The organism is Sphingomonas sp. HF-S4 (genome assembly GCF_032911445.1).
Classification (GTDB): domain Bacteria; phylum Pseudomonadota; class Alphaproteobacteria; order Sphingomonadales; family Sphingomonadaceae; genus Sphingomonas; species Sphingomonas agrestis.
On the sequence record NZ_JAWJEJ010000001.1, the window covers coordinates 3,067,869 to 3,091,544 of the forward strand.

The window sequence follows — 23,676 nt, forward strand, 5'->3', positions numbered from 1 at the left end:
GGCCGGCCTTTTCCTTGTCCGGCTTATTGCGGCGTGGTCGCTCGCGCGGCCGCGCCGTCGCCCTCGGGGGCGGCGATGATGTCGCGCGTGGTCGAGCCCTTGTCGACGACGTTGGTGGTCGGGCTGCCCGCAGTGCTGCGCGCGCCCGGCTCGGCGACGGTGCGGCCGGCGGCGTCGAGCGCGGCATTCTCCGACGCGCTGCGTGCCTGCGATCCGCCGAACAGCGCGTCGAGCGCCTGGTTCGACGGCGTGGTGTCCTGCGGGCGCGGCGCACCCGGCCGCGGCGGCACCAAAGCGAAATCGGGCGGAATCACCAGCGGCGCGGCGCGCGCGACGGCGAATTCGTCGGGGCGCGCGCGGTCATAGCCGTTCTTGCCGCAGGCGGAGAGCGAGCCGGCGAGCGCGAGGCCCGCAGCGACGGTGATCAACTTACGCATTGACGTCATTCTCCACAGCGGGCGCTTGCCCGGCCTTATCGCGCACGAACAGGGCGCGGATCAACAGGATCAGCACGCCGATGGTAATCGCCGCATCGGCGACATTGAAGACCAAAAAAGGGCGCCACTCGCCGAAATGCAGATCGGCGAAATCGACGACATAGCCGAGCCGAGTGCGATCCAGGATATTGCCCAGCGCGCCGCCGAGCACGAGGCCCAGCGCGATCACATCGGGCTTCTTCTGCTCGCGCAGCATCCACCACAACACGCCGGCGGCGATCGCCCCGGTCAGCGCCACCAGCAGCCAGCGCATCGTGCTGCCGGTCGCGGGCAGCAGCCCCAGCGACACCCCGACATTCTTGACGAAGCGCAGGTCGAAGATCGGCAGCACGGTCAGCGACGCATCCTGCACGTTGAGCCCCAGCGGCCCGGTGACGTAATATTTCATGCCCTGGTCGACCAAGAACACGAGGGCCGCGACGAGCAGCCCGAGCACACGCAGATTCATCAGTTCACCACCCCGGCGCAGCGGTCGCACAGCAGCCCGTCTTCCGCAACCTCGGGAAGATGGCGCCAGCATCGCCCGCATTTGTGGCGCTGCGTAGGCGTCACCGTGACGCTTTCGGCCTGCGTGACTTTCGACACGATGAACAGCTCGGCCAAGTCGTCGCCCGACGCCGGCAGGTCCGGCGCGGTGACTTCGGCCTCGAGGCTCGAACGCACCTTCTTTTCGCGGCGATAGGGCTCGATCGCCTCGGTCACCTGGACGCGCAGCGCGCGGATCGCCGACCAGTCGGCGGTGGTCGCCGCGCCTTCGGGCAGCACCGGCCAGTCGAGCAGGTGGACCGAGCCTTCCTCGCTCGGGAAGCGGGCCTGCCACACTTCCTCGGCAGTGAAGGCGAGGATCGGCGCGGCATAGCGGACCAAAGCATGGAAGAGCGTGTCGAGCACCGTGCGATACGCGCGGCGCTTCGGGTCCGACGGTGCATCGCAATAGAGGCAGTCCTTGCGGATATCGAAGAAAAACGCCGACAAATCCTCATTGGCGAAGTCGGTCAGTGCGCGGCTGTAGCGGTTGAACTCGAAATCGTTCGCTGCGGCCTTCAGTTCGGCGTCGAGCTCGGCGAGCTTGGCGAGCACGTAGCGCTCGAGCTCGGGCATCTCGGCGACCGCGACCTTCTCGCTCTCCTCGAAGCCATCCAGGGCGCCGAGCAGATAGCGGAAGGTGTTGCGCAGCTTCCGATAGGTGTCGCCGGTGCCGGCGAGGACTTCCTTGCCGATGCGGACGTCCTCGAAATAGTCGGTCTGCGCGACCCACAGGCGCAGGATGTCCGCGCCGCTCTCGCCGATGATCTTAAGCGGATCGACGACGTTGCCGAGCGACTTGGACATCTTCTTGCCCTTGCCGTCGAGCGCGAAGCCGTGGGTCAGCACTGCGCCATAGGGCGCCTGCCCGCGCGTGCCGCAGCTTTCGAGCAGCGACGACTGGAACCAGCCGCGATGCTGGTCCGACCCTTCGAGATAGAGGTCGGCACGGGCGCCCTCGCCGTAGCGCGCCTCGACCACGAAGGCGTGCGTCGAGCCGCTGTCGAACCACACGTCGAGGATGTCGGTGACCACTTCATAGTCGGCGAGCGCATACTTCCCGCCGAGCAGCGCCTGGTGATCGGCCTGGAACCAGGCGTCGGCGCCGCCGGTGGTGAAGGCCTGGAGGATGCGCGCGTTGACTTGCGCGTCGCGGAGATAGTCGCCGGTCGCGCGGTTGACGTAGAGCGCGATCGGCACGCCCCAGGCGCGCTGGCGACTGATCACCCAGTCGGGACGCCCCTCGACCATCGAGCGGATGCGGTTGCGCGAGCGCTCGGGCACCCAGCGGGTGGTCTCGATCGCGTCGAGGGCGATGCCGCGGAGAGTGGGGTTGTTCCCCCCTTCAAAGCCCTCTCCCCTCCGGGGAGAGGGTTGGGAGAGGGGCAGAGGGTTTGCGCCATCGATAGGCCCCTCTCCCCGACCCTCTCCCCGGAGGGGAGAGGGAGAACAAGAATCCATCGGGATGAACCACTGCGGCGTCGCCCGGAAGATGATCTTGGCCTTGCTCCGCCAGCTATGCGGATAGCTGTGCGCGAAATCGTCCGACGCCGCGAGCAGCGCGCCGGCCGCGCGGAGGTCCGAGCAGATCGGGCCATCCGAGGCGGTGAACTTCTTGTTGATCACCGAACCCTGGCCGCCGAGCCACAGCCAATCGGCGCGATACATCCCCGCGCCATCGACCGCGAACACCGGATCGATGCCGTGCGCCTTGCACAGCAGGAAGTCGTCCTCGCCATGATCGGGCGCCATATGGACGAGGCCGGTGCCGGCGTCGGTGGTGACGAAGTCGCCGGGGAGGAACGGACGCGGCCTGGCGAAGAAGCCGCCGAGCTTGTGCATCGGGTGGCGCGCGACGGCACCTTCAAGGGCCAACCCCTTTCCGCGCCATACGACCATGTGATCGTGAGAGCCGACACGCGCCCAGAACTGGTCAAGCAACTGCTCGGCAACCAGAAAGTGCGATGCCTTGTGACGCTCTGAGCTGCCCACGGCCGAGTTGATGTGGACCATTACGTAGTCGATGTCGGGCCCGTAAGCCAAAGCTTGGTTGACGGGTATGGTCCAGGGTGTTGTCGTCCAGATCACCGCGTGCGCATCTTCCAGATCGCGGGCGCCTGGCGCCTCAACGATCTCGAACGCCACGTCGATCTGCGTCGACACCACGTCCTCATATTCGACCTCGGCCTCGGCCAAAGCGGTTTTCTCGACGGGCGACCACATCACGGGTTTCGCACCGCGATAGAGCTGGCCGCTCTCGGCGAACTTCAATAGCTCGCCGGCGATGATCGCCTCGCTCTGATAATTCATCGTCAGATACGGCGTCGCCCAGTCGCCCATCACGCCGAGCCGCTCGAACTGGCCGCGCTGCACGGCGACCCATTTCTCGGCATAAGCGCGGCATTCGGCGCGGAAGGCGACGGGATCGACTTCGTCCTTGTTGAGCTTCTTGGCGCGATAGGCTTCCTCGACCTTCCACTCGATCGGCAGGCCGTGGCAGTCCCAGCCGGGGACGTAGGGCGCGTCCTTGCCGAGCAGGGTCTGGCTGCGCACGACGATGTCCTTGAGGATCTTGTTCATCGCGTGGCCCATGTGAATGTCGCCATTCGCATAGGGTGGGCCGTCGTGGAGCAGGAAGGTCTCGCGGCCGGCGCGGGCCTCGCGCAGCTTCGCGTAGAGCCCGATCTTCGCCCAGCGCTCGAGGATCGCCGGTTCCTTGGCGGCAAGCCCGGCCTTCATGGGGAAATCGGTCTTCGGCAGGAAGACGGTGTCGCGCCAGTCGCGGGCGGAGTCGGTGGTGTCGGTCATGGGTCCGCGCCGATTAGAGGATGGCCGCGCGGAAGTCATCCCTCGCGAAGGGGTCGCGTGGCGCGGCGGTCAACGCGACGAAGTTGACCAAGTTGACTCGTCCTTCGTGCGCGCCCGCACGCGGGCGTGCGCGAGAGAGGCCGAGTATAGCCGAAGTAGAACATTTGCCGAACTTGATCGGGGAAATCCTACATTGCAAGGGGGCCGCCATCCGGCCGACGCCGGGGTGACGAACAGTGGTCAGGCGAGCAGCGCTCGCGCCCGCTCGGCGTCGGCGTGCATCTGGACCTTGAGCGCGTCGAGCGAATCGAACTTCGCCTCAGGGCGGAGATAGTCGATCAGTTCTACTTCGATTGCCTGACCGTACAGGTCGCCCGCGAAATCGAAGAAATAGCTTTCGAGCAGCTCGATCGGCGGCTCGATGCTCGGGCGGATGCCGAGATTGGCGACGCCGTCCAGCACGCGCCCGTCGGGGAGGCGGCCGCGCACGGCATAGATGCCGTAGGCAAGGCGGAGATAGTTGGCGAGGTCCATGTTCGCGGTCGGATAGCCGAGCGTTCGGCCGAGCTTGGCGCCGTGCTGGACCGCGCCTGCAATCGCGAACGGCCGCGTGAGCAGCCGCGCCGCGCCGCGCGGATCGCCGTCGCGGAGATACTGGCGGATGCGGCTCGACGACACGGTCTCGCCGTCCAGCGTCACCGGATCGACGACCTGCGCCGCGAAGCCGAGCGCCTCGCCCAGCGCGGCGAGCGTCGCGACGTCGCCCTCGCGCCCCTTGCCGAAGGTGAAGTCGTTGCCGGTGACTACCCCACCCGCACCGAGCACATCGACGAGCTGCGCCTCGGCAAATTCCCGCGCGCTGAGCCCGGCGAGCGCGGCATCGAAGCGGAAGACCAGCATCGCGTCGGCGCCGGCTTGCGCGAACAGCGCCGCGCGCTGGTCGAGCGTGGTCAGCCGGAAGGGTGCACTGGCGGGCTGGAAATAGCGCTGCGGATGCGGATCGAAGGTGGCGACGATCGCCGGACGCCCTTCGGCACGCGCCCGCTCGACCGCGCGCCCGACCACCGCCTGGTGCCCGAGGTGAAACCCATCGAAATTGCCGAGCGCGACGATCCCGCCGCGCAGAGCCGCCGGCACCGGCGCGGCATTGTCCAGTCGCTCCATGAGGTTGGGCTATAGGGGCGACGATGAGGTCTGCCAATTCCTCCCCGAAACGGGGAGGAGTTTACTGCGGCACCATCCCCGCCCGGATCACGCGCAGCACGTTGCCGCCCATCACTTTCCGGATGTCACGCTCCGAAAACCCGCGATCGACCAGTGCCTGCGTCACCGCCACGAGCTGCGCGGTGTCGAAGCTGGTCGTCACTGCGCCGTCGAAGTCCGAGCCGAGCCCGACATGGTCGATCCCGACCAGATCGCGGACATGCGCGATCGCGCGGGCGATCGCCTCCGGCGCGGTCGAGCAGAGCGCGGCGTCCCAATAGCCGATGCCGACCACCCCGCCCGTCCGCGCCACGCCGCGGATCTCGTCGTCGGTGAGGTTGCGGTTGACCTTGCACGTCGCCTGGACGCCGCCATGGCTGGAGACCACCGGGCGCCGGGCCATCGCGAGCACTTCGGCGACGGTTTGGTGACTCGAATGCGCGATGTCGATGATCATGCCGAGCTGCTCCATCCGCGCGACCACCTGGCGGCCGAGCGGGGTGAGCCCGCCTTTGCGCACCCCGTGCATCGATCCGGCGACGTCGTTGTCGAAGAAGTGCGCGAGCCCGGCCATGCGGAAGCCCGCGGCGTGAAGCTTGTCGAGATTGGCGAGCTTGCCCTCCATGTCCTGGAGGCCCTCGATCGACAGCATCCCCCCGACCACCTTCCGCCCCGCAGCGCGATCGGCGAGCAGCGTGTCGAGTTCGGTCGGGGTGCGGATCACGCGCAGCCGTCCGTCCGACCCATCCGCCGCGCGCGCCAGCTTCTCGGCGTGCCACAGCGAGCGCTGGAGCAGCGAGGTCCAGGTCCGCGGCGGCTGGAGCTGCGCGACGGTGAGCAACGTCAGCGCGTCGGTGTCGGCGCCGTTCGACTCGTAATTCTGGCCCTTGGGGGTCTTGGTCACCGAGGAGAAGATCTGGAGGGCGACATTGCCCTCGATCAGCCGCGGCAGATCGACTTGCCCCCGGTTGGCGCGATCGACCAGGCTGCGGCGCCAGAGCAACGTGTCGCCGTGCATGTCGGCGATCTGGAGCGAGGCGTGGAGCGCGCGGGTCTGCGCAGTGACCGTGGGGAGCGGGCCGGCAACGACCTTGTTCATTCCCGATTCGACGATCGCCGGGGCGAGGCCGAAGAACCCGATCGCGGCGAGAATAACCAGCGCGGCCAGGCCCCACAGCCACTTCTTCATGGGCGTTCCAGCGTGACGAAGCTGTAGGCGGGGCGGCCGGCTTCGGCGGGATGGTCCTCGCGAGCCGTTTCGCGCCAGCCGGCGAAGGCGGGCACGGTGGCATCGCCCTCGGCGTCGGCATGGACTTCGGTCAGCTCGATCGCCTCGGCGCGGTCGAGGAACAATGCGAAGATTTCAGAGCCGCCGATCACCGCGACGTCGCCCTCGCCGGCCAGCGCGAGCGCCGCCTCGGGCGAATGCGCGACTTCGGCACCCTCGGCTGTCCAACGCGCATCGCGAGTCAGCACGATGTGGCGCCGGCCCGGGAGCGGGCTCGGGAAGCTCTCGAACGTCTTGCGGCCCATCACCATCGGCTTGCCCATCGTCTGCGCCTTGAAGCGCTTGAGGTCGGCGGGCAGGTGCCAGGGAAGCTTGCCGTCCCTGCCGATCACGCCATTGTCGGCGCGGGCGAGGTGGAAGGTGATCATCCGCCCGGCTGGCACTGCATCAGCCGCGCGGCCTGGTCCTGCGCGGCGCCGTTCACGGGATCGTCGGTGACGCGGACCTCGTAGAGCTGCGGCCACATCTTGCCGGTGACGAAGATGCGCTTGGCGGTGGCGTCATAGGCGATGCCGTTGGGCACTTCATCGACGCTGGGGGTGGGCGGGCCGAGCGCGGCGACGTCGACGAAGCTCTTCACCTTGCCGCTGGCGGGGTCGATCCGCGCGATCAGGTCAGTCTGCCAGACATTCGCCCAGATCTCGCCGTCGATCCATTCGAGCTCGTTGAGCTGGGTGACGGGACACCCGTTTGCGGTGACGCTGATCGTCGATTGCTGTGCCATCGTCTCGGGATCGAGGAAGCGCAGCGTCGCGGTGCCATCGCTCATGATCACCGACTTGCCGTTGTGGGTGAGGCCCCAGCCTTCGCCCGCATAGGCGAACTCGCCCTTGGGGCTGAGATCGGCCTTGCTGTAGATGAAGCCCTTCTGGTCCTTCCAGGTGAGCTGGTAGATCCTGTCCTTCCAGCCGATGATCCCCTCGCCGAAATAAGGCGGCGGCAGCGGCGCCTGCGCGGTGACCTCGCCGGTGTCGAGCGTCACCTTGCGGATGCCCGACGTGCCTTCCTCGCCGGTGCTCTCGAACAGCGTGCCGCCGTCGATATAGAGCCCCTGGGTGAAGGCCTGCGAATCGTGCGGATAGGTCTTCACGATCGCGACGGTCTGGACCTTGGGGGTCTCGTCCTTGTCGCCGCAGCTGGCCAGCGCGAGCAATGCGAGCGGGAGTGCCTTGCGCATCATACCGCCACCGGCGCCTTGATATGGGCCTGGGCCTGATAGTCGTGGATCACGAAATCCTCATAGTCGTAGCTGTCGATCGAGGGGGCTTTGCGGGTGATCTCGAGCTGCGGAAGCGGGCCGGGCGCGCGGCCGAGCTGCTCGCGGGCCTGGTCGAGATGGTTCGAATAGAGGTGGCAGTCGCCGCCGGTCCAGACGAACTCGCCGACCTCGAGCCCCGCCTGCTGCGCGAGCAGATGGGTGAGCAGCGCGTAGCTGGCGATGTTGAACGGCACGCCGAGGAAGATGTCGGCACTGCGCTGGTAGAGCTGGAGGCTCAATTTGCCGTTCGCGACATAGGTCTGGAACAGGCAATGGCACGGCGCCAGCGCCATCGCGTGGAGCTCGCCGGGATTCCACGCCGAGACGATCTGGCGGCGCGATCCGGGATTATTGCGGATCTGGTCGAGCAGTTCGGCGATCTGGTCGATCTCGCGGCCGTCGGCCGCCTCCCAGCGGCGCCATTGCTTGCCGTAGACCGGGCCGAGATCGCCCGAGTCGTCGGCCCATTCGTTCCAGATGCTCACCTTGCGCTCCTGGAGCCAGCGGACATTGGTGTCGCCCCGCAGGAACCAGAGCAATTCGATGATGATCGATCGGATATGGAGCTTCTTGGTGGTCAGCAGCGGGAAGCCGGCGGCGAGATCGAAGCGCATCTGGTGGCCGAACACGGACAAGGTGCCCGTGCCGGTGCGGTCCATCGTCTCCGCGCCGTGCGTGAGCGCGCGTTCCATCAGGTCGAGATATTGACGCATGCGAGGAGCCTAGCGGGGGGAATGGTCCACGCCAAGCCGAGGATGGTCGCGCCGAAGCGGATCGGTCTGCGCTTCGGCAAGTGCGCGCCGGCTGGCAGCGCGGGACGATGCCGATCGAGGCTCTCGCCGCGCCCGGACGCCTTGCCGACCTTGCGGCTGCCGGCGAGCTGTTCGCGCCGCTGGCCGAAGAAGCCAGCGAAGTGATGGTCTTCGCCTATCTCGACGCCGGTCAACGGATCCTGGGGATGCGGCACGCCCGCGGCTCGATCGACCGGCTCGAACTGCCGATCCGAACCATCGCCGCCGACGCGCTGGCGTTCGATGCAGCAGGCGTAGTGATGGCGCACAATCATCCGAGCGGCGATCCGACGCCGAGCGTTGCCGATCGCGAGGCGACGCGGCTCCTCGCGCGAGCGCTGGGGACGCTGGAAGTGCGGCTGCTCGATCACTTGATCGTCGCGCGCAGCGGAATCACCAGCTTTCGCGCGCTCGGGCTACTCTGAGCCCTGACCGGTGCGCATCGCGGCGGGCGTGGCGCGCGCGCCGCTCTTGCACGCCTTGATCGTGCCCGGCTCGGGACGCGCGCCGCTGGCCTTGAAGATCGCGATATAGCCGCCGGCCGAGGGCATCGGCCGCATCGAGACGGGGGCATAGCCGACCGCGGCAAACTCGCACTTCAGCAAATCGGGCGGGGTGCCGTGATGCTCGGTCGGCCGATCGGCGTCGACGACGATCACCTGGCCGTCAGGAGTCAGCGACGGCCGCAGCCGCCAGAGGAATTCATAGGGCGATTCGATCTCGTGGTACATGTGGACCATCAGCACGCGGTGGAAGCTCGCCTCGGGCAGCCGCGGATCGGCGGGCAAGCCCAGCCGCACGCTGACATTGTCGAGCCGCTCCTGGAGCACGCGCTTGCCCAGCGCCTCGATCGTCTCGGGGACGATATCCTCGGCGACCACGCGGCCGTCCTCGCCGACGCGCTGCGCGAGGCGGATCGTGTAATAGCCCTCGCCCGCGCCGATATCGGCGACGGTCATGTCCTTCTCGATCCCCGCCAGGCTCATCACCTTGCCCGCTTCGTTGAGGCGGTCGCGTGCCTCTTCGGTCGACCAGCGCGCCGAGACGATCGTCGCCACCGGGCGGTCGGCGGCGGGGAAGCCGGTATTCTTGGCCGTCACCTGGCGCTCGCGCGGCACCGCGCTGCCGCCGCCGCATCCGGCGAGCAGCATCATTGCAGTGCCCAGAGCGAGCGCAGCTCTCAATCGACATCCTCCACTTCGACCGTCTCGCCGGTCACGCGCTGCGATAGCGCGGCCGCCATGAACGCGTCGAGGTCTCCGTCGAGCACATCGGACGGCGCCGTGGAAGTCACGCCGGTGCGCAGATCCTTCACCAGCTGGTACGGCTGGAGGACGTAGGAGCGGATCTGGTGGCCCCAGCCGATATCGGTCTTGGTGGCGTTCTCGGCATTGGCGGCCTGTTCGCGGATCGCCAGCTCGCGCTCGTAGAGGCGGGCGCGCAGCTGGTTATAGGCTTCGGCCTTGTTCTTGTGCTGCGAGCGCTGGTTCTGGCACTGCACGACGATGCCGGTGGGGATGTGCGTGATGCGCACTGCCGAATCGGTCGTGTTGATGTGCTGCCCGCCCGCGCCGGAGGCGCGATAGGTGTCGATGCGCAGGTCGCTCTCGTTATACTCGACCTGGATGTCGTCATCGATCACCGGGTACACCCACACGCTCGAGAACGAGGTGTGGCGCCGCGCGGCGCTGTCGTACGGCGAGATACGGACGAGGCGGTGGACGCCGCTCTCGGTCTTGGCATAGCCATAGGCGTTCTCGCCCTTGACCAGCAACGTCGCCGACTTGATCCCGGCCTGCTCGCCAGCGTGATAGTCGACCAGCTCGACCTTCAAGCCGTGGCGCTCCGCCCAGCGCGTGTACATGCGCTGGAGCATCCCTGCCCAGTCCTGGCTCTCGGTGCCGCCGGCACCCGAGTTGATCTCGATATAGGTATCGTTGGGATCGGCCTCGCCCGAGAGCAGGGCCTTGACCTTGTCGACTTCGGCGCGCTCGGCGAGCGCGGCGAGCGCGGTGGTGCCTTCGCTCGCCATCTCCTCGTCGCCCTCGGCCTCGGCCATCTCGATCAGTTCGGCGGTGTCGTTGAGCTCGGTCTCGATCGCACGCGTCGCGCCGATCGCCTCGTCGAGGCGGCGACGCTCGCGCATCACGTCCTGCGCGGCCTTGGCGTCGTTCCAGAGCGTCGGATCCTCGACGCGCGCATTGAGTTCGTCGAGCCGGCGCAGCGCGCGGTCCCAATCGAGGAAACGGCGCAGCAGCGCCAGCGCCGCCTTGATCTTGTCGACATGAGCCTGCGCTTCGGCGCGCATAATCAAAAACTCCAAATCATTCCGTCATCCCGGCGAAAGCCGGGATCTCGTGCCCCAGGCCGTTCGCTCGCGGCCTGGGATCCCGGCTTTCGCCGGGATGACGCATATAGTGCGCCGCTAGTAGATTCCGCCCTCGCGTTGCAAGAAGTCGCTGTCGCCGGGCGTCTGGGTGGTCGGGGCGGCCTTCTTCTCGACCGCCTTTTTCTCGGTCTCTTCCTCTTGGCCACGGCGACGGCGCTGCGGCTCGACTTCGGGCTTGAAGGCTTCCCAGATCACCGAGGCGAGCGGATCGCTGGTCGGCCAGCCGCCGGTCACGCGGCGGCCGCTGCCGCGATCGATCCGCGCCATGCGGATGCCCGCGGGCGCCGTGAACGGCAGCACTTCCATGTCCTTGAAGGCAGGCACGGCGAACTGCTTGAAGATCGGCGCGGCGATCGAGCCGCCCTGGGCGTAGCCGCCCAAATTGGTGGGATTGTCGAATCCGAGATAGAGCCCGCCGATCATCTGCGGGGTGCCGCCGACGAACCACACGTCGGTCGGGCCCGACGTGGTGCCGGTCTTGCCCATGATCGGGCGGCCGAGATCGCGCAGGATCGTCGCGGTGCCGCGCTGGATCACCCCTTCGGTGATGTGGACGATCTGGTAGGCGCTCATCGGCTCGACCACCTGGCGTGCGCGGGTGACCGGGCGGGGCATCGCGCCGCCGTTCCAGTCGCGCGCGTTGCAGCCGTCGCACGCGCGCCAGTTCTCGGGGAAGATCACTTCGCCGCGGCGGTTCTGGACGAAGTCGATCAAGGTCGGATTGAGCGCGCGGCCGTGATTGACCAGGATCGAATAGGCGTTGACCATCCGCAGCACGGTCGTCTCGCCAGCGCCGAGCGCATAGCTGAGGTAATTGGGCTGCTTCTGCCGCGATACGCCGACGCGCTGGATCAGGTCGTTGACCTTCTCCATGCCGATCTGGTTGGCGACCTGGACGGTCATCAGGTTGCGCGACTGCTCGACGCCCCAGCGCAGGGTCTTGGGGCCCGCGCCGCGCTGGTTGCCGAAGTTGCGGAAGCACTTGTTGCCAAGTCCCGCGCCCTGCCAGACGCAGAAGGGCGCATCGTTGACGATCGTCGCCGGGGTGAGCCCGGCCTCCATCGCCGCGGCATAGACCAACGGCTTGATCGTCGAGCCCGGCTGGCGCTGCGCCTGGGTGGCGTTGTTGAACGGATGGATGCGCGAATCGAAGCCGCCCTGCATCGCGAGCACCCGGCCGGTGCGCGGATCCTCGACCACCATGCCGCCCGACACGCGCGGGATCGAGCGCAGCGCCCAGCTAGCGCCCTCGGGCGCCACCGCGATGATGTCGCCCGCCTTGATCGCCGCGAAGGCCTCGCCGCCCTGCCCGCGGACGGGCATCGAGGCGAGGCTGCGCGGCATGGTGCCGGTGTGGCCGTCCTCGAAGCCGATCTCCCAGCCGCCGGCGCTGCGTTCGATCGCGATCGCGGCGCGCCAATCCTCATAGTCGACGCCGATATTGGTGTTGAGCAGCGTCTGGCGCCAATTGTCGCCGATCGGCTTGTTGTCGATCGGCCCCGACCAGCCGCGCCCGCGATCGTAGCGGAGGAGGCCGTCGCGCAGCGCCTTCTGGGCATATTCCTGAAGCCGCGGATCGAGCGACGTGCGGACCCAGAGGCCGCCGCCATAGACGCTGTTGGGACCGTCCTCGGCCTTCTCGCCGAACTTGTCGATCAGCTGGCGGCGGACATCCTCGACGAAATAGCCGCCGACGCGCTCGAACTTGGGCGTCTGGCGCGGCACCGCGCCGAGCGGGGCGGCGCGGGCTTCGTCGCGCTCGGCCACGCTGATGAAGCCGTTCTCCTGCATCTGCCCGAGCACCCAGTTGCGCCGCTCGAGCGCGCGCGCCTCATAGCGTTCGGGCGAGTAGTTGGCCGGCCCCTTGGGCAGGATCGCGAGATAGGCCATCTGCGGCAAGGTGAGCTGGTCGAGCTCCTTGCCGAAATAGGCCTGGCTCGCCGCCTCGACGCCGCCGGCATTGCGGCCGAGCTCGATCGAATTGAGATAGAGCTCGAGGATCGTCTCCTTGGAGAGCGTGTTCTCGATCTTCCAGGCGAGGATCGCTTCCTTGCCCTTGCGCAGATAGCTGACTTCGTTGCCGATCAGCAGGTTCTTGGCGACCTGCTGGGTGATGGTCGAGGTGCCGCGCGGCGTCTCGCCGCTCAGAATGCCCTGATAGGCGGCGCGCACCAGGCCGGGGAAATCGACGCCGTGATGGCTGAAGAAGGTCTTGTCCTCGGCCGAGAGGAACGCCTCGACCAATTGCTTGGGATATTCGGCGTAGCTCAGCTGGACGCGGCGTTCGCGCGCATAGCTGTGGATCGGCAGCCCATCGATCGAGCGGACATTGGTCGGCAGCGGCGGCTCATAGGCGCGCAACGTCTCGACCGACGGCAGATTGCGCGCGATCAGCAGCCATACCGCCAGCCAGAACAGCCCGGCGAGCAGTGCCAGCCACGCCAGGATGCGGAACCACCAGCGCCTGCGGATACGCCCGAACCATCCGCGGACGCCCCCGGCGCCGCGCTTGATCTTCACTGTTTCGCTGGAAATGCTGCCGTCCGCCATGCGGGGGGCGGTGTAGCAAGTTTCTCGGGCGATGAAACCCGATCAAAACGCCGCCGAAATCAACTCGTCCGTTTCGCGTCTATAATGAGCGCATGAGGGAGTTTACGGATACCGGATCAGCGCGCCGCCATGCGGGTGGCGAAGTGGATCTCCACCGCTTTGCGAACGCTCTGCGCCACTTTGCGCTGCCCTTCGCCCGAGGCGAGGAACGCGGCGTCGGCGGCGTTCGAGATATAGCCGGTCTCGAACAGCACCGAGGGCATGTCGGGCGCCTTGAGGACGATCAGCGAGGCCATGCGGTGGTATTGGGCCTTGATCGGGATCAGCGGCTGGGCCTCGCGGCCGAGCAGCCGGGCGAAATTGGCCGACATGTTCATCGTCTCGCGCTGGGTGAGATCGATCAGGATCGACGAAATGTCGGGGCTGGCGACTCCGAGATCGACGCCGGCGAGGATGTCGGCCTTGTTCTCGCGCGCGGCGAGGCGCGCGGCCTCCTTGTCGGACGCGACTTCGGAAAGGGTGTAGACCGTGGCGCCGGTCGCGTCGGGATTGCCCGCGCTGTCGCAATGGACCGAGATGAACAGATCGGCCTTCAACCGCCGGGCGAGCCCGTAGCGCTCCTGGAGGACCAGGAAGCGATCGTCCTCGCGCGTCAGCGCGACGCGGACGCGGCCCGAGGCGAGCAAAGCGTCCTTGATCGCCGTGGCGACCGCGAGCGTGACATCCTTTTCGCGCAGGTTGCCGTCGCCCGAGATCGCGCCGGGATCGTGCCCGCCATGGCCGGCATCGATCACCACCAGCGGCCGATCGGCATCGCCATAGACGCGCGGCAGCCTGGCGCTCGACACGCGCTTGGGCAGCGCCATCGACACGCTGTACGGATGCCGGCGCGCGGGCTGTAGATAGGTGAAGGGTGGCAGGAAACTCATCCGGCGTTCGGCCGCGGCGCGCGCGAAACGCTCGTCGTCGACGGTCTTGAGCTGGAGCGTGAGGGTGCGGCCGTCCTGGCCGAACGTGCCTTGGGTGACGATCGCGGGCCGCGCGAGATCGAAGACGATGCGCGCACCGTCGCCCTGGACGCCCTGGCGGATCTTGGCGACCGCGCCGGCGGCAGTCGCCACGCGGCCGGGCTCGGCGCCGGTCACGTCGAGCGCGATGCGCTGCGGCCCGGCGAGCACGAAGGCGCTCGCCTGGGTGACGGGCGCGTCGAAGGTCACGACGATGCGATCGCCGTGCACGCGCACGTCCTGAACGCCGCCCGCCCAACTCGGCACCCCGGTCAACCAGCCGGAGAGAAGGGCAAGCAGGAATAGCACCCGCGCGATATGCCGCGCCGAGCCGTGAGGGGTCCAGCCCAAATCCATGACACCTAACTCTGAGACACTGCGTCCCTGACAGATGCCTTTTAGGAAGCGGGGACCAAGACAGGGTGAAACGAACTGGTTAATCGGCATAAATCTGCCGGTTGGCCGGCAAATATCTGCCGGGGCTTCGGCGATGTTATTCGCATCAGCCGTGGTTGCCGCATGGCATTGGGGGTGCTAGCAGGAGTTCGCTCCGATCCTTGTATCGGACGATATTCGCGGCCACATTCGCCGCGACAGTTCAGGTTGACGCTACGCATGAGGCAATTTCCCCATCGTCCCACCCGCCAGGCCCTTGCGGCCGGCCGCGGGACGATGGCGGAGCTTCCGGACCACGCGTCCGGACGTGCCCTGCGGGCAGCAGCAGTTTTCGAAACCTGCGAGACCACCGCCGGCGCCGCCGGCCAAGGCCGCATCATGTATCGCGCGCACGCGCCACGCCCCTTCGGGAAAGCAACCTTCAGGGGTCCAGGCCGGCGCGCCCGGAGAATAATAAATGACCATGCGTATGCTGATCGACGCACGGCACCGGGAGGAGACCCGGGTTGCCGTCGTCAAAGGGAACCGGATCGAGGAGTTTGACTTCGAGAGTGCCGAGCGCAAGCAGCTCAAGGGCAACATCTATCTCGCCAAGGTCACCCGCGTAGAGCCGTCGCTTCAGGCGGCGTTCGTCGATTACGGCGGCAACCGCCACGGGTTCCTCGCTTTCAGCGAAATCCACCCCGATTACTACCAGATCCCCAAGGAAGATCGCGAAGCGCTGCTCCGCGAAGAGGCCGAGCACGCCGCCGAGGAAGCCGCGCTGCGCGCCGCCGACGATTCGGATGACGAGGATCATCTCGAAGGCGAGGACGGCGTAGAGGTTCTCGAGCGCTCGCACGATGACGAGGATCATGAGGACGACGCCGAAGCCGAGACTGAGGCCGGCGAGGGCGAAGGCGGCGAGGGTTCGGACGGCCGTCGCGGCCGGGGCCGCCGCCGCGGTCGGGGCGGCAAGGACGACGAGGCCGAGGCGCTGCGCCAGCGCCGCATGAACCTGCGCCGCCGCTACAAGATCCAGGACGTGATCCGCCGCCGCCAGGTGCTGCTGGTCCAGGTCGTCAAGGAAGAGCGCGGCAACAAGGGTGCGGCGCTGACCACCTATCTGTCGCTCGCCGGACGCTATTGCGTGCTGATGCCGAATACCGCGCACGGTGGCGGCATCTCGCGCAAGATCAGCTCGGCTGCGGACCGCAAGCGGCTCAAGACGATCATGTCGGACCTCAAGCTGCCGCCGACGATGGGCTGTATCGTCCGCACCGCCGGGCTCCAGCGCACCAAGACCGAGATCAAGCGCGATTTCGACTATCTCGCCCGGCTGTGGGACGGGATCCGCGAGGAGACGCTCAAATCCTCCGCGCCGGCGCTCGTCTATGGCGATTCGGATCTTTTGAAGCGCGCGATCCGCGACATCTACAATCGCGATATCGACGAGGTGATCGTCGAGGGCGAGGACGGATATCGCCAGGCCAAGGACTTCATGAAGCTCCTGATGCCGAGCCACGCCAAGAAGGTGAAGCAATATGCCGACGCGGTGCCGCTGTTCCAGCGCGCCGGGGTCGAGGACCAGCTCTCGGCGATGTACAACCCCGTCGTCCAGCTCAAGAGCGGCGGCTATCTGGTGATCAACCCGACCGAGGCGCTCGTCTCGATCGACATCAATTCGGGCCGTTCGACGCGCGAGCACAATATCGAGCAGACCGCGACTGCGACCAACCTCGAGGCCGCGCACGAGATCGCCCGCCAGCTGCGGCTGCGCGACATGGCCGGGCTCGTCGTGATCGACTTCATCGACATGGACCACGGATCGAACGTCCGTAAGGTCGAGAAGGCGATGAAGGAGGCGCTCAAGAACGATCGGGCGCGCATCCAGGTCGGCCGCATCTCGGCGTTCGGCCTGATGGAGATGAGCCGCCAGCGCCTGCGCACCGGCGTGCTCGAGGCCTCGACCGTCCAGTGCCCGCATTGCGAAGGCACCGGTCTCGTCCGCACCGCCTCGTCGGCGGGCCTGTCGGCGCTGCGGCTGATCGAGGACGAGGCCGCGCGCGGCCGCGGCTCGCAGATCCTGCTGCGCGCCAGCCAGGAAGCGGCGTTCTACGTGCTCAACAAGAAGCGCGCCGAGCTCGCCGAGATCGAGGAGCGCTACGGCGTCAAGATCGAGATCGCTTCGGACGGCGAGCTCGAGGGCGCGCGCATGTCGGTCGAATCGAGCGGCCCGCCGCCGGCCTATGCGCCCAAGATCGAGCGTCTCATCGAAGAGCCCGAAGACGATGACTATGTCGAGGAGATCGACGAGGAAGAGGACGAGGAGGAAGCGGCCGAGGAGCGGCCCGCGCGCCAGCCCCGCGAAGCGCGCGAGCGCGACGAGGGTGAAGGCGAAGGTCGCGGCAAGCGCCGCCGCCGCCGCCGCGGTCGTGGCCGTCGCGGCCGTGAGAACGAGGGTGAGGGCAACGAGCACGGCGAAGGCGCCGAGCACGAGGGCGAGGACGAGACCAGCGATCCCGAGGCTGCCGGCGAGGTCGAAACCGGAGCCGAAGCTGCTGAGGGCCGCGAGCACGAAGCCGGTGACGACAGCGAAGGCGGCCGCAAGCGCCGCCGCCGCGGCCGTCGCGGTGGTCGTCGCGGTTCGGCCCATACCGAGGACGGCGTTGCCGAGCATGGCGAGACGCGCGATGTCGCGGCCGAGCCGGCTGGCGATATCGAGGCGCCCGGCGAGGATGCCGCTCCTGCCGTCGAGGCGCCGGCCGAAAAGCCCAAGCGTTCGCGCCGCAAGAAAGCCGATGCCGAAGCACCTGCGGTGACCGCGGAAGCGGCACCCGTTGCCGAAGCCGCGCCCGTCGTCGAGGCACCCGCCGAGAAGCCCAAGCGCAGCCGCAAGAAGAAGGCCGATGCCGAAGCGGCGCCGGTCGAGGCCGCCGCGGCGCCTGCAATCGTCGCCGACGCAGCCGAAGCGCCGGCTGAGAAGCCCAAGCGCACCCGCCGCAAGAAGGCTGACGCCGAAGCCGCGCCCGCCGAGGTCGCCGCCGGAGCGCCCGCAGCAGAGGCTCCGGCCGAAGCGGTGGCGCAGGACGTTGCGCCTGCCGGGGACGACGAAGCCGATACCGGGCCGGAAGGCGGCGCGCGCCGCGGCTGGTGGCAGCGGACCTTCGGCGCCTGATGTCCAGGCGGGCGTGCGAGCCGATGGTGCGCACGCCCGCCAGGCTTCACGGCATGTTCATCGTCGACATCCGACAGCAGATGCCCCCGTGGAGTTTGCCTAGATGATGAAGCGCCTCGCGGCCCTTCTGGCCGTCCTCTGCCTTACGCTGTTCGCGGCGCGCCCGGCGATGGCGCAGTCGATCCTGCGCGATGCCGAGACCGAATCGCTGCTCGCCGACATGTCGCGCGACATCATCGTCGCGGCGGGGCTGTCGCCCGCCAATGTCCGTGTCGTGCTGGTCAACGACCAGTCGATCAACGCTTTCGTGGCGGGCGGCCAGATCGTTTATATCCATTCCGGGCTGCTTGATGCCGCCGATACCGCCAACGAAGTCCAGGGCGTGATCGCGCACGAGATCGGCCATATCGTCGGCGGGCACGCGGTGTTCCAGAACGATGGCGGCTATACCAACATCTCGATCCTCAGCCTGTTGCTTGGCGCCGCGGCGATGGCGGCGGGTGCGGGCGAGGCAGGGACCGGGCTGCTGATGATGGGCCAGCGCGCCGCGATCGGCAAATATCTGGCGTTCAGCCGCATCCAGGAGTCTTCGGCCGATGCCGCGGGGGTGCGCTTCATCACCGGTGCCGGAATCAGCGGCAAGGGTATGATCAGCTTCTTCAACAAGCTGACCGCGCAGATGCATCGTTACGGCTATTACGCCACATCCTCGAACCCCGAAGTCGATCCGTTCGCACAGACCCACCCGATGTCGGCGGATCGCGTCCAGACGCTCCAGGCCGATCTGCAGAACGCAAAGGCCTGGAACAAGCCGCTCGACCCCAAGATCGAGGCGCGCTTCAAGCGGGTCCAGGCCAAGCTGCGCGGCTATGTCGCCGAACCCGAGACGACGCTGCGCCGCTATCCGGCGAGCGACCAGTCGGCCCCGGCGCACTATGCCCGCGCCTATGCCTATCACAAGTCGGGCTATCCCGATCAGGCGGCCGCCGAAACCGCGGCGCTGGTCAAGACCGCACCCGACGATCCCTATTTCCTCGAGCTCGAGGGGCAGATTCTGCTCGAATCCGGCAAGCCCGCCGAGGCGTTGGCGCCGCTGCGCGAGGCGACCCAGCGCTCGAACAACCAGCCGTTGATCGCGGCGACCTTCGGCCATGCGCTGCTCGCCACCGAGGACAAGACCAACCTTGCCGAGGCCGAGCAGGTGCTGCGTACCGCCGTGGCGCGCGACAAGGAGAACCCGTTTGCCTGGATGCAGCTCGGCACCGTCTATGAGCGCAAGGGCGACGAGCCGCGCACGGCGCTCGCCACCGCCGAACGCGCGCATCTGATGGGCGACGTGCGCACCGCGCTGATCAGCGCGCGGTCGGCTATGGGCAATTTGCCGCAGGGTTCGTCCGACTGGGTCCGCGCGCAGGATATCGCGATGGTGTCGCAGACCGCGATGGAAGACCAGAAGCGGAAGCGGCGGTGAGCGAACGGATTCTACACAGCCCGCTGGCGCTTGCCGGCGCGATGCTGGTGTCTGCGCTGCTCGGCGCGGGCGCGTTCGCGGGGTTGCTGAGCTGGATGCCGGGGCTCGCGGGGCCGGCGATCCGAGGGTATCTGCTCGAGCATCCCGAGGTGCTGCCCGAGGCGATGGACAAGCTGCGCGCGCGCGAGGATGCGCGCTACCAGCAGGCGCAGCAGGGCGCGCAGGCGGCGGTCCCCAAGCATCTCGCCGCGCTCCAGAAGCCCTATGCCGGCGCATGGGCAGGCAATCCCAATGGCGACGTCACGGTCGTCGCGTTCATGGACTATGCCTGCGGCTATTGCCGCGCGAGCCTTGCCGGGATCGAGGAGCTGATCGCCAAGGATCCCGGCGTGCGCGTGGTCTATCGCGAATTCCCGGTGCTCGGGCCCGAGAGCGTCGTCGCCGCGCGGCTGGCGCTGGCCGCGGCCGAGCAGGGCAAGTTCCGCGCGTTCCACGACGCGCTTTATGCTGCGGGCGGCCCCAATGCCGAGAACATCGCTGCCGCCGCGGACAAGGCCGGGCTCGACAAGGCGCTGGCGACCAAGGCGAGCCAGTCCAAGGCGGTAGAGGCGGAGATCGTCGCCAACCACAAGCTGGGCGAGGCGCTGGCGATGACCGGCACGCCGAGCTGGGTGGTCGGCGGAAAACTGCTTTACGGCGCGCGCGACTATGCCGGGCTGGCCGCCGCCGTCGCCGAGGCGCGGGCGGGAAAATAGCCTTCCGTTCGTTTCAAGCGACGTCGAGAAACGGATGCTAGAGACAGGCTTCTCGACTTCGCTCGAAGCAAACGGTGTTGAGGGCGTTCGCCCAATCGGACCAGGGCCGAAGAGGAATTTTCGGCCCCGCTTGTTCCAGCGCAACCCCGACCCTACGTAACGGCTCCGTTCCGTTCTGGGGGCCATCCCGAATGCCATCGATTTTGTCGCTTACCCAGGTAAGCAAGACCTATGCTTCCGGGCACAAGGCGCTCGACCATGTCGACCTCGAAATCCGCCGCGGCGAGATCTTCGCGCTGCTCGGGCCAAATGGCGCGGGCAAGACCTCGCTGATCAGCATCATCTGCGGAATCGTCACGCCGAGCTCGGGGACGATCCTGGTCGACGGACACGACGCGATCCGCCATCCGCGCCAGGCACGGTCGCTGATCGGGCTGGTGCCGCAGGAACTCTCGGTCGACATGTTCGAGACCGTTGCCGCGACGATGCGCTTCAGCCGCGGGCTGTTTGGCAAGGCGCCCGATCCCACGCACACCGAGCAGGTGCTGCGCGACCTCTCGCTGTGGGACAAGCGCAACTCCAAGATCATGGAATTGTCGGGGGGCATGAAGCGCCGCGTGCTCATCGCCAAGGCGCTGAGCCACGAGCCCGACATCCTGTTCCTCGACGAGCCCACTGCGGGCGTCGATGTGTCGCTGCGGCGCGACATGTGGACGATGATCGGCAAGCTGCGTGAGCGCGGCGTCACGATCATCCTCACCACCCACTATATCGAAGAGGCCGAGGAAATGGCCGATCGCGTGGGGGTGATCAACAAGGGACAGCTGCTCCTCGTCGAGGAAAAGGCCGCGCTGATGAAGAAGCTCGGCAAGCGCGAGATGGACCTGGCGCTGGTCGAGCCGCTTGCGCAAGTGCCCGCCGGGCTCGAGGAATGGCACCTTACGCTGGCCGATGAAGGCCATCGGCTGCGCTACACCTTCGACGCGCAGGCCGAGCGCACCGGCATCCCCTCGCTGCTCCGGAAACTCGCCGAACTGGGGATCGGCTTCAAGGACCTCGACACCTCCAAGTCGAGCCTGGAAGACATCTTCGTCGATCTTGTCGAACACCGCGAAACCGCGAACCAGGGAGCCGCGGCATGACCGGCGTGAATTTCTACGGCATCTGGGCGATCTACCGGTTCGAGATGGCGCGGGCGCTGCGCACGCTCTGGCAGTCGGTCGCGACGCCGGTGATCACCACGTCGCTTTATTTCATCGTGTTCGGCGCCGGCATCGGCAGCCAGATGCCAAGCTTCGATGGCGCTCAATATGGCAGCTTCATCGTGCCCGGCCTGATGATGCTGACGCTGCTCACCCAGAGCGTGGCGAACGCCTCGATCGGCATCTACTTCCCCAAATTCACCGGCACGGTGTTCGAGCTGCTGTCGGCGCCGATCTCGCCGTTCGAACTGGTGGTCGGCTATGTCGGCGCGGCGGCGACCAAATCGGTGGTGATCGGGCTGATCATCCTCGCCACGTCGATGCTGTTCACGCCGCTGCGCATCGAGCACCCGGCAGCGATGGTCGCGTTCCTGCTGCTCACGGCCATCACCTTCTCGATGTTCGGCTTCATCATCGGCGTCTGGGCCAAGGGGTTCGAGCAATTGAACTTCGTGCCGGCATTGCTGATCACGCCGCTCACCTTCCTGGGCGGCGCCTTCTACCCGATCAGCCGGCTGCCCGAGCCGTGGCAGACGATCAGCATGTTCAATCCCGTCGTCTATCTGGTCAGCGGCTTCCGCTGGAGCTTCTTCGGCCGGAGCGATGTCGATATCGGGCTGAGCCTGGGGATGACCGCGCTGTTCCTGGCACTGTGCCTCGGGCTGATCGTCGCGATCTTCCGCACCGGCTATCGGCTCAAGAACTAGCCGGATGGCGTGGCGGCCGATGCAGGCGGACGATCTCGCCGCGGTGGCGGTGATCTCCGACGCGGTGCACGGGCGCTACACCGAGCCGGTGGCGGTCTATGCCGAGCGCTTGGCGCTATATCCCGAGGGATGTCGGGTGCTGATCCAGGACGATCTGGCCGGCTACCTGATCGGCCATCCCTGGCATCGCGACAGCCCGCCCGCGCTTGGCGCGCTGCTCCACGCGCTGCCGGCCGACGCCGACAGCTATTATCTGCACGACATCGCGCTGCTGCCCTCGGCGCGCGGGAGCGGTGCAGGCCGGGCGGCGCTGGACCTGGTGATCGCCCAGGCCCGCACGCTCGGGCTCCCCGACATTACGCTGACCGCGGTGGGCGGTGCCGATCGCTTCTGGGCACGGCACGGTTTCGCTCAGGCCGGGCCCGGCTACGACGCGGAATGCCACCTGATGCGGCGGGTGCTCGACTAGCCCGCGACGAGCGTCATCCGCGGCCGGACCGGCTCGGCCTCGCGGCGCGCGATCATGCCATAGAGGTCGCGCGGATCGGTCGGGCGCGCGAGAAGGTCGATCTCGCGGTGCAGCCCGAGCTCGGCGGTCGCGTCGTAGAGATAGCCCAGCGCCGAGAAATCCTCGATCGCGAAGCCGACCGAATCGAACAGCGTGATCTCGTCGGGCGTGCGGCGCCCTTCGGCCTCGCCGGCGATCACCTGCCATAGCTCGGTCACGGGGAAGTCGGCCGGCATCTGCTGGATCTCGCCTTCGATGCGCGTCTGGGGCTCATATTCGACGAACACGCGCGAGCGCTCGAGGATCGCGCCCTGGAGCTCGGTCTTGCCCGGGCAGTCGCCGCCCACGGCGTTGATGTGGATGCCCGCGCCGACCATGTTGTCGGAAAGCACCGTCGCCAGCCGCTTGTCGGCGGTCACCGTGGTGACGATGTCGGCGCCCTCGATCGCTTCGCCGGCCGAAGCCGCGATGCGCACGCGGATGCCGCTGCCCTGCATGTTGGCGGCGAATTTCCGCGCTGCGGCGTCGTCGACGTCATAGGCCTGGATTTCCTGCACGCCCAGGATCGCCTTGAACGCGACGGCCTGGAACTCGGACTGCGCGCCGAGCCCGATCAGCGCCATCCGTCGCGGACTGGACCGCGCGAGATGGCGCGCCGCCAGTGCCGACATCGCCGCGGTGCGAAGCGCCGTGACCAGGGTCATCTCGGCGATCATCAGCGGATAGCCGGTCGCGACATCGGCCCAGATGCCGAAGCCGGTGACGGTCTGCAGCCCCTTGGCCTGGTTGGCGGGGTGGCCGTTGACGTACTTGCAGCCGAAATGCTCGGCATCGGCGATCGGCATCAGCTCGATCACGCCGTCGGGCGAATGCGCGGCGTAGCGCGGCGACTTGTCGAACTCCGCCCAGCGGCGGTAATCGGCCTCGATACGCGCTGCGAGATCGACGAGCACTGCCTCCAGCCCGCGTGCCGCGATCAGTTCCACCACATGATTGACTTCGACCAAACGCATGCTCGCCTCCACTGCTGGACGAATAATCGCGGCGTCGGCTTGCCAAGCGAAAGACCCGAAATGAAGAATTTTGCGGAGTTGAATAGACAAATTGCGAAGTCCGGTTAGGCGGTTTGTATTGTCTCGAAGCCCATAGCTGGGTATCGCGGTC

Annotated in this window: 20 protein-coding genes; 7 read left to right on the plus strand and 13 right to left on the minus strand. The window is 67.4% G+C overall.

Annotation, left to right across the window (positions count from 1 at the left end):
* Positions 1 to 23: 23 nt before the first annotated feature.
* The 8 genes from RZN05_RS14015 to RZN05_RS14050 all read right to left on the minus strand — a co-directional run bounded on the left by RZN05_RS14015 (position 24) and on the right by RZN05_RS14050 (position 8,292).
* The gene (locus RZN05_RS14015; RefSeq protein WP_317227221.1) at positions 24 to 437 is read right to left on the minus strand and encodes a DUF3035 domain-containing protein; all 414 of its coding nucleotides are present in this window, start codon (positions 435 to 437) and stop codon (positions 24 to 26) included.
* On the minus strand, positions 430 to 945 hold the full coding sequence (gene lspA, locus RZN05_RS14020) for a signal peptidase II (RefSeq protein ID WP_317227222.1): 516 nt from the start codon (positions 943 to 945) through the stop codon (positions 430 to 432). Before lspA ends, RZN05_RS14015 begins: the two co-directional genes overlap by 8 nt.
* The gene (gene ileS, locus RZN05_RS14025; protein WP_317227223.1) at positions 945 to 3,830 is read right to left on the minus strand and encodes an isoleucine--tRNA ligase; all 2,886 of its coding nucleotides are present in this window, start codon (positions 3,828 to 3,830) and stop codon (positions 945 to 947) included. Before ileS ends, lspA begins: the two co-directional genes overlap by 1 nt.
* 240 nt (positions 3,831 to 4,070) lie before the next feature.
* A complete protein-coding gene (locus RZN05_RS14030; RefSeq protein WP_317227225.1) occupies positions 4,071 to 4,994 on the minus strand; it encodes a bifunctional riboflavin kinase/FAD synthetase in 924 nt (307 codons plus the stop codon).
* A gap of 61 nt (positions 4,995 to 5,055) precedes the next feature.
* A complete protein-coding gene (locus tag RZN05_RS14035; RefSeq protein WP_317227226.1) occupies positions 5,056 to 6,222 on the minus strand; it encodes a dipeptidase in 1,167 nt (388 codons plus the stop codon).
* Positions 6,219 to 6,689, minus strand: coding sequence for a dihydrofolate reductase (locus RZN05_RS14040; protein ID WP_317227227.1), 471 nt, complete (start codon positions 6,687 to 6,689; stop codon positions 6,219 to 6,221). Before RZN05_RS14040 ends, RZN05_RS14035 begins: the two co-directional genes overlap by 4 nt.
* Positions 6,686 to 7,498 carry a glutaminyl-peptide cyclotransferase gene (locus RZN05_RS14045; RefSeq protein WP_317227228.1) on the minus strand — a complete coding sequence of 271 codons (813 nt, stop codon included), beginning with the start codon at positions 7,496 to 7,498 and terminating at the stop codon, positions 6,686 to 6,688. Before RZN05_RS14045 ends, RZN05_RS14040 begins: the two co-directional genes overlap by 4 nt.
* Positions 7,498 to 8,292 (minus strand): thymidylate synthase, encoded by a 795-nt coding sequence (locus RZN05_RS14050; RefSeq protein ID WP_317227229.1) that lies wholly within the window; start codon positions 8,290 to 8,292, stop codon positions 7,498 to 7,500. The genes RZN05_RS14045 and RZN05_RS14050 overlap by 1 nt, the downstream gene beginning before the upstream one ends.
* Before the next feature lie 107 nt (positions 8,293 to 8,399).
* On the opposite strand from RZN05_RS14050, the gene RZN05_RS14055 reads away from it, so the two are divergent.
* Positions 8,400 to 8,795 carry a JAB domain-containing protein gene (locus RZN05_RS14055; protein ID WP_317227230.1) on the plus strand — a complete coding sequence of 132 codons (396 nt, stop codon included), beginning with the start codon at positions 8,400 to 8,402 and terminating at the stop codon, positions 8,793 to 8,795.
* On the opposite strand, the gene RZN05_RS14060 is transcribed toward RZN05_RS14055, so the two are convergent.
* From RZN05_RS14060 to RZN05_RS14075, 4 genes are all read right to left on the minus strand, one after another.
* Positions 8,787 to 9,524: a class I SAM-dependent methyltransferase gene (locus tag RZN05_RS14060; protein WP_394804825.1), complete on the minus strand. Its 738-nt coding sequence runs from the start codon at positions 9,522 to 9,524 to the stop codon at positions 8,787 to 8,789. The genes RZN05_RS14055 and RZN05_RS14060 overlap by 9 nt on opposite strands.
* Positions 9,525 to 9,550: 26 nt before the next feature.
* Positions 9,551 to 10,678 (minus strand): peptide chain release factor 2, encoded by a 1,128-nt coding sequence (gene prfB, locus RZN05_RS14065; protein ID WP_317227231.1) that lies wholly within the window; start codon positions 10,676 to 10,678, stop codon positions 9,551 to 9,553.
* 117 nt (positions 10,679 to 10,795) lie between these two features.
* Positions 10,796 to 13,309, minus strand: a complete 2,514-nt coding sequence (locus RZN05_RS14070; RefSeq protein ID WP_317227232.1) for a penicillin-binding protein 1A — start codon at positions 13,307 to 13,309, stop codon at positions 10,796 to 10,798.
* Between the two features lie 116 nt (positions 13,310 to 13,425).
* Positions 13,426 to 14,673: an N-acetylmuramoyl-L-alanine amidase gene (locus RZN05_RS14075; RefSeq protein WP_317227233.1), complete on the minus strand. Its 1,248-nt coding sequence runs from the start codon at positions 14,671 to 14,673 to the stop codon at positions 13,426 to 13,428.
* Between the two features lie 496 nt (positions 14,674 to 15,169).
* Between RZN05_RS14075 and RZN05_RS14080 the strand changes: the two genes are divergently transcribed.
* From RZN05_RS14080 to RZN05_RS14105, 6 genes are all read left to right on the plus strand, one after another.
* Entirely contained in the window at positions 15,170 to 17,869 is a 2,700-nt protein-coding gene (locus tag RZN05_RS14080; protein WP_317227234.1) for an Rne/Rng family ribonuclease, read from the plus strand.
* Positions 17,870 to 17,975: 106 nt separating this feature from the next.
* Entirely contained in the window at positions 17,976 to 19,340 is a 1,365-nt protein-coding gene (locus RZN05_RS14085; RefSeq protein ID WP_317227630.1) for a M48 family metalloprotease, read from the plus strand.
* Positions 19,337 to 20,095 (plus strand): DsbA family protein, encoded by a 759-nt coding sequence (locus RZN05_RS14090; protein WP_317227235.1) that lies wholly within the window; start codon positions 19,337 to 19,339, stop codon positions 20,093 to 20,095. The genes RZN05_RS14085 and RZN05_RS14090 overlap by 4 nt, the downstream gene beginning before the upstream one ends.
* 191 nt (positions 20,096 to 20,286) lie before the next feature.
* Positions 20,287 to 21,237 (plus strand): ABC transporter ATP-binding protein, encoded by a 951-nt coding sequence (locus tag RZN05_RS14095; RefSeq protein ID WP_317227236.1) that lies wholly within the window; start codon positions 20,287 to 20,289, stop codon positions 21,235 to 21,237.
* A complete protein-coding gene (locus RZN05_RS14100; protein WP_317227237.1) occupies positions 21,234 to 22,004 on the plus strand; it encodes an ABC transporter permease in 771 nt (256 codons plus the stop codon). Before RZN05_RS14095 ends, RZN05_RS14100 begins: the two co-directional genes overlap by 4 nt.
* A 4-nt stretch (positions 22,005 to 22,008) precedes the next feature.
* The gene (locus RZN05_RS14105; protein WP_317227238.1) at positions 22,009 to 22,473 is read left to right on the plus strand and encodes a GNAT family N-acetyltransferase; all 465 of its coding nucleotides are present in this window, start codon (positions 22,009 to 22,011) and stop codon (positions 22,471 to 22,473) included.
* Here the strand turns inward: RZN05_RS14105 and RZN05_RS14110 are convergent.
* Entirely contained in the window at positions 22,470 to 23,525 is a 1,056-nt protein-coding gene (locus RZN05_RS14110; RefSeq protein ID WP_317227239.1) for an ornithine cyclodeaminase, read from the minus strand. The two genes, RZN05_RS14105 and RZN05_RS14110, sit on opposite strands and share 4 nt — an antisense overlap.
* Between the last annotated feature and the right edge of the window lie 151 nt (positions 23,526 to 23,676).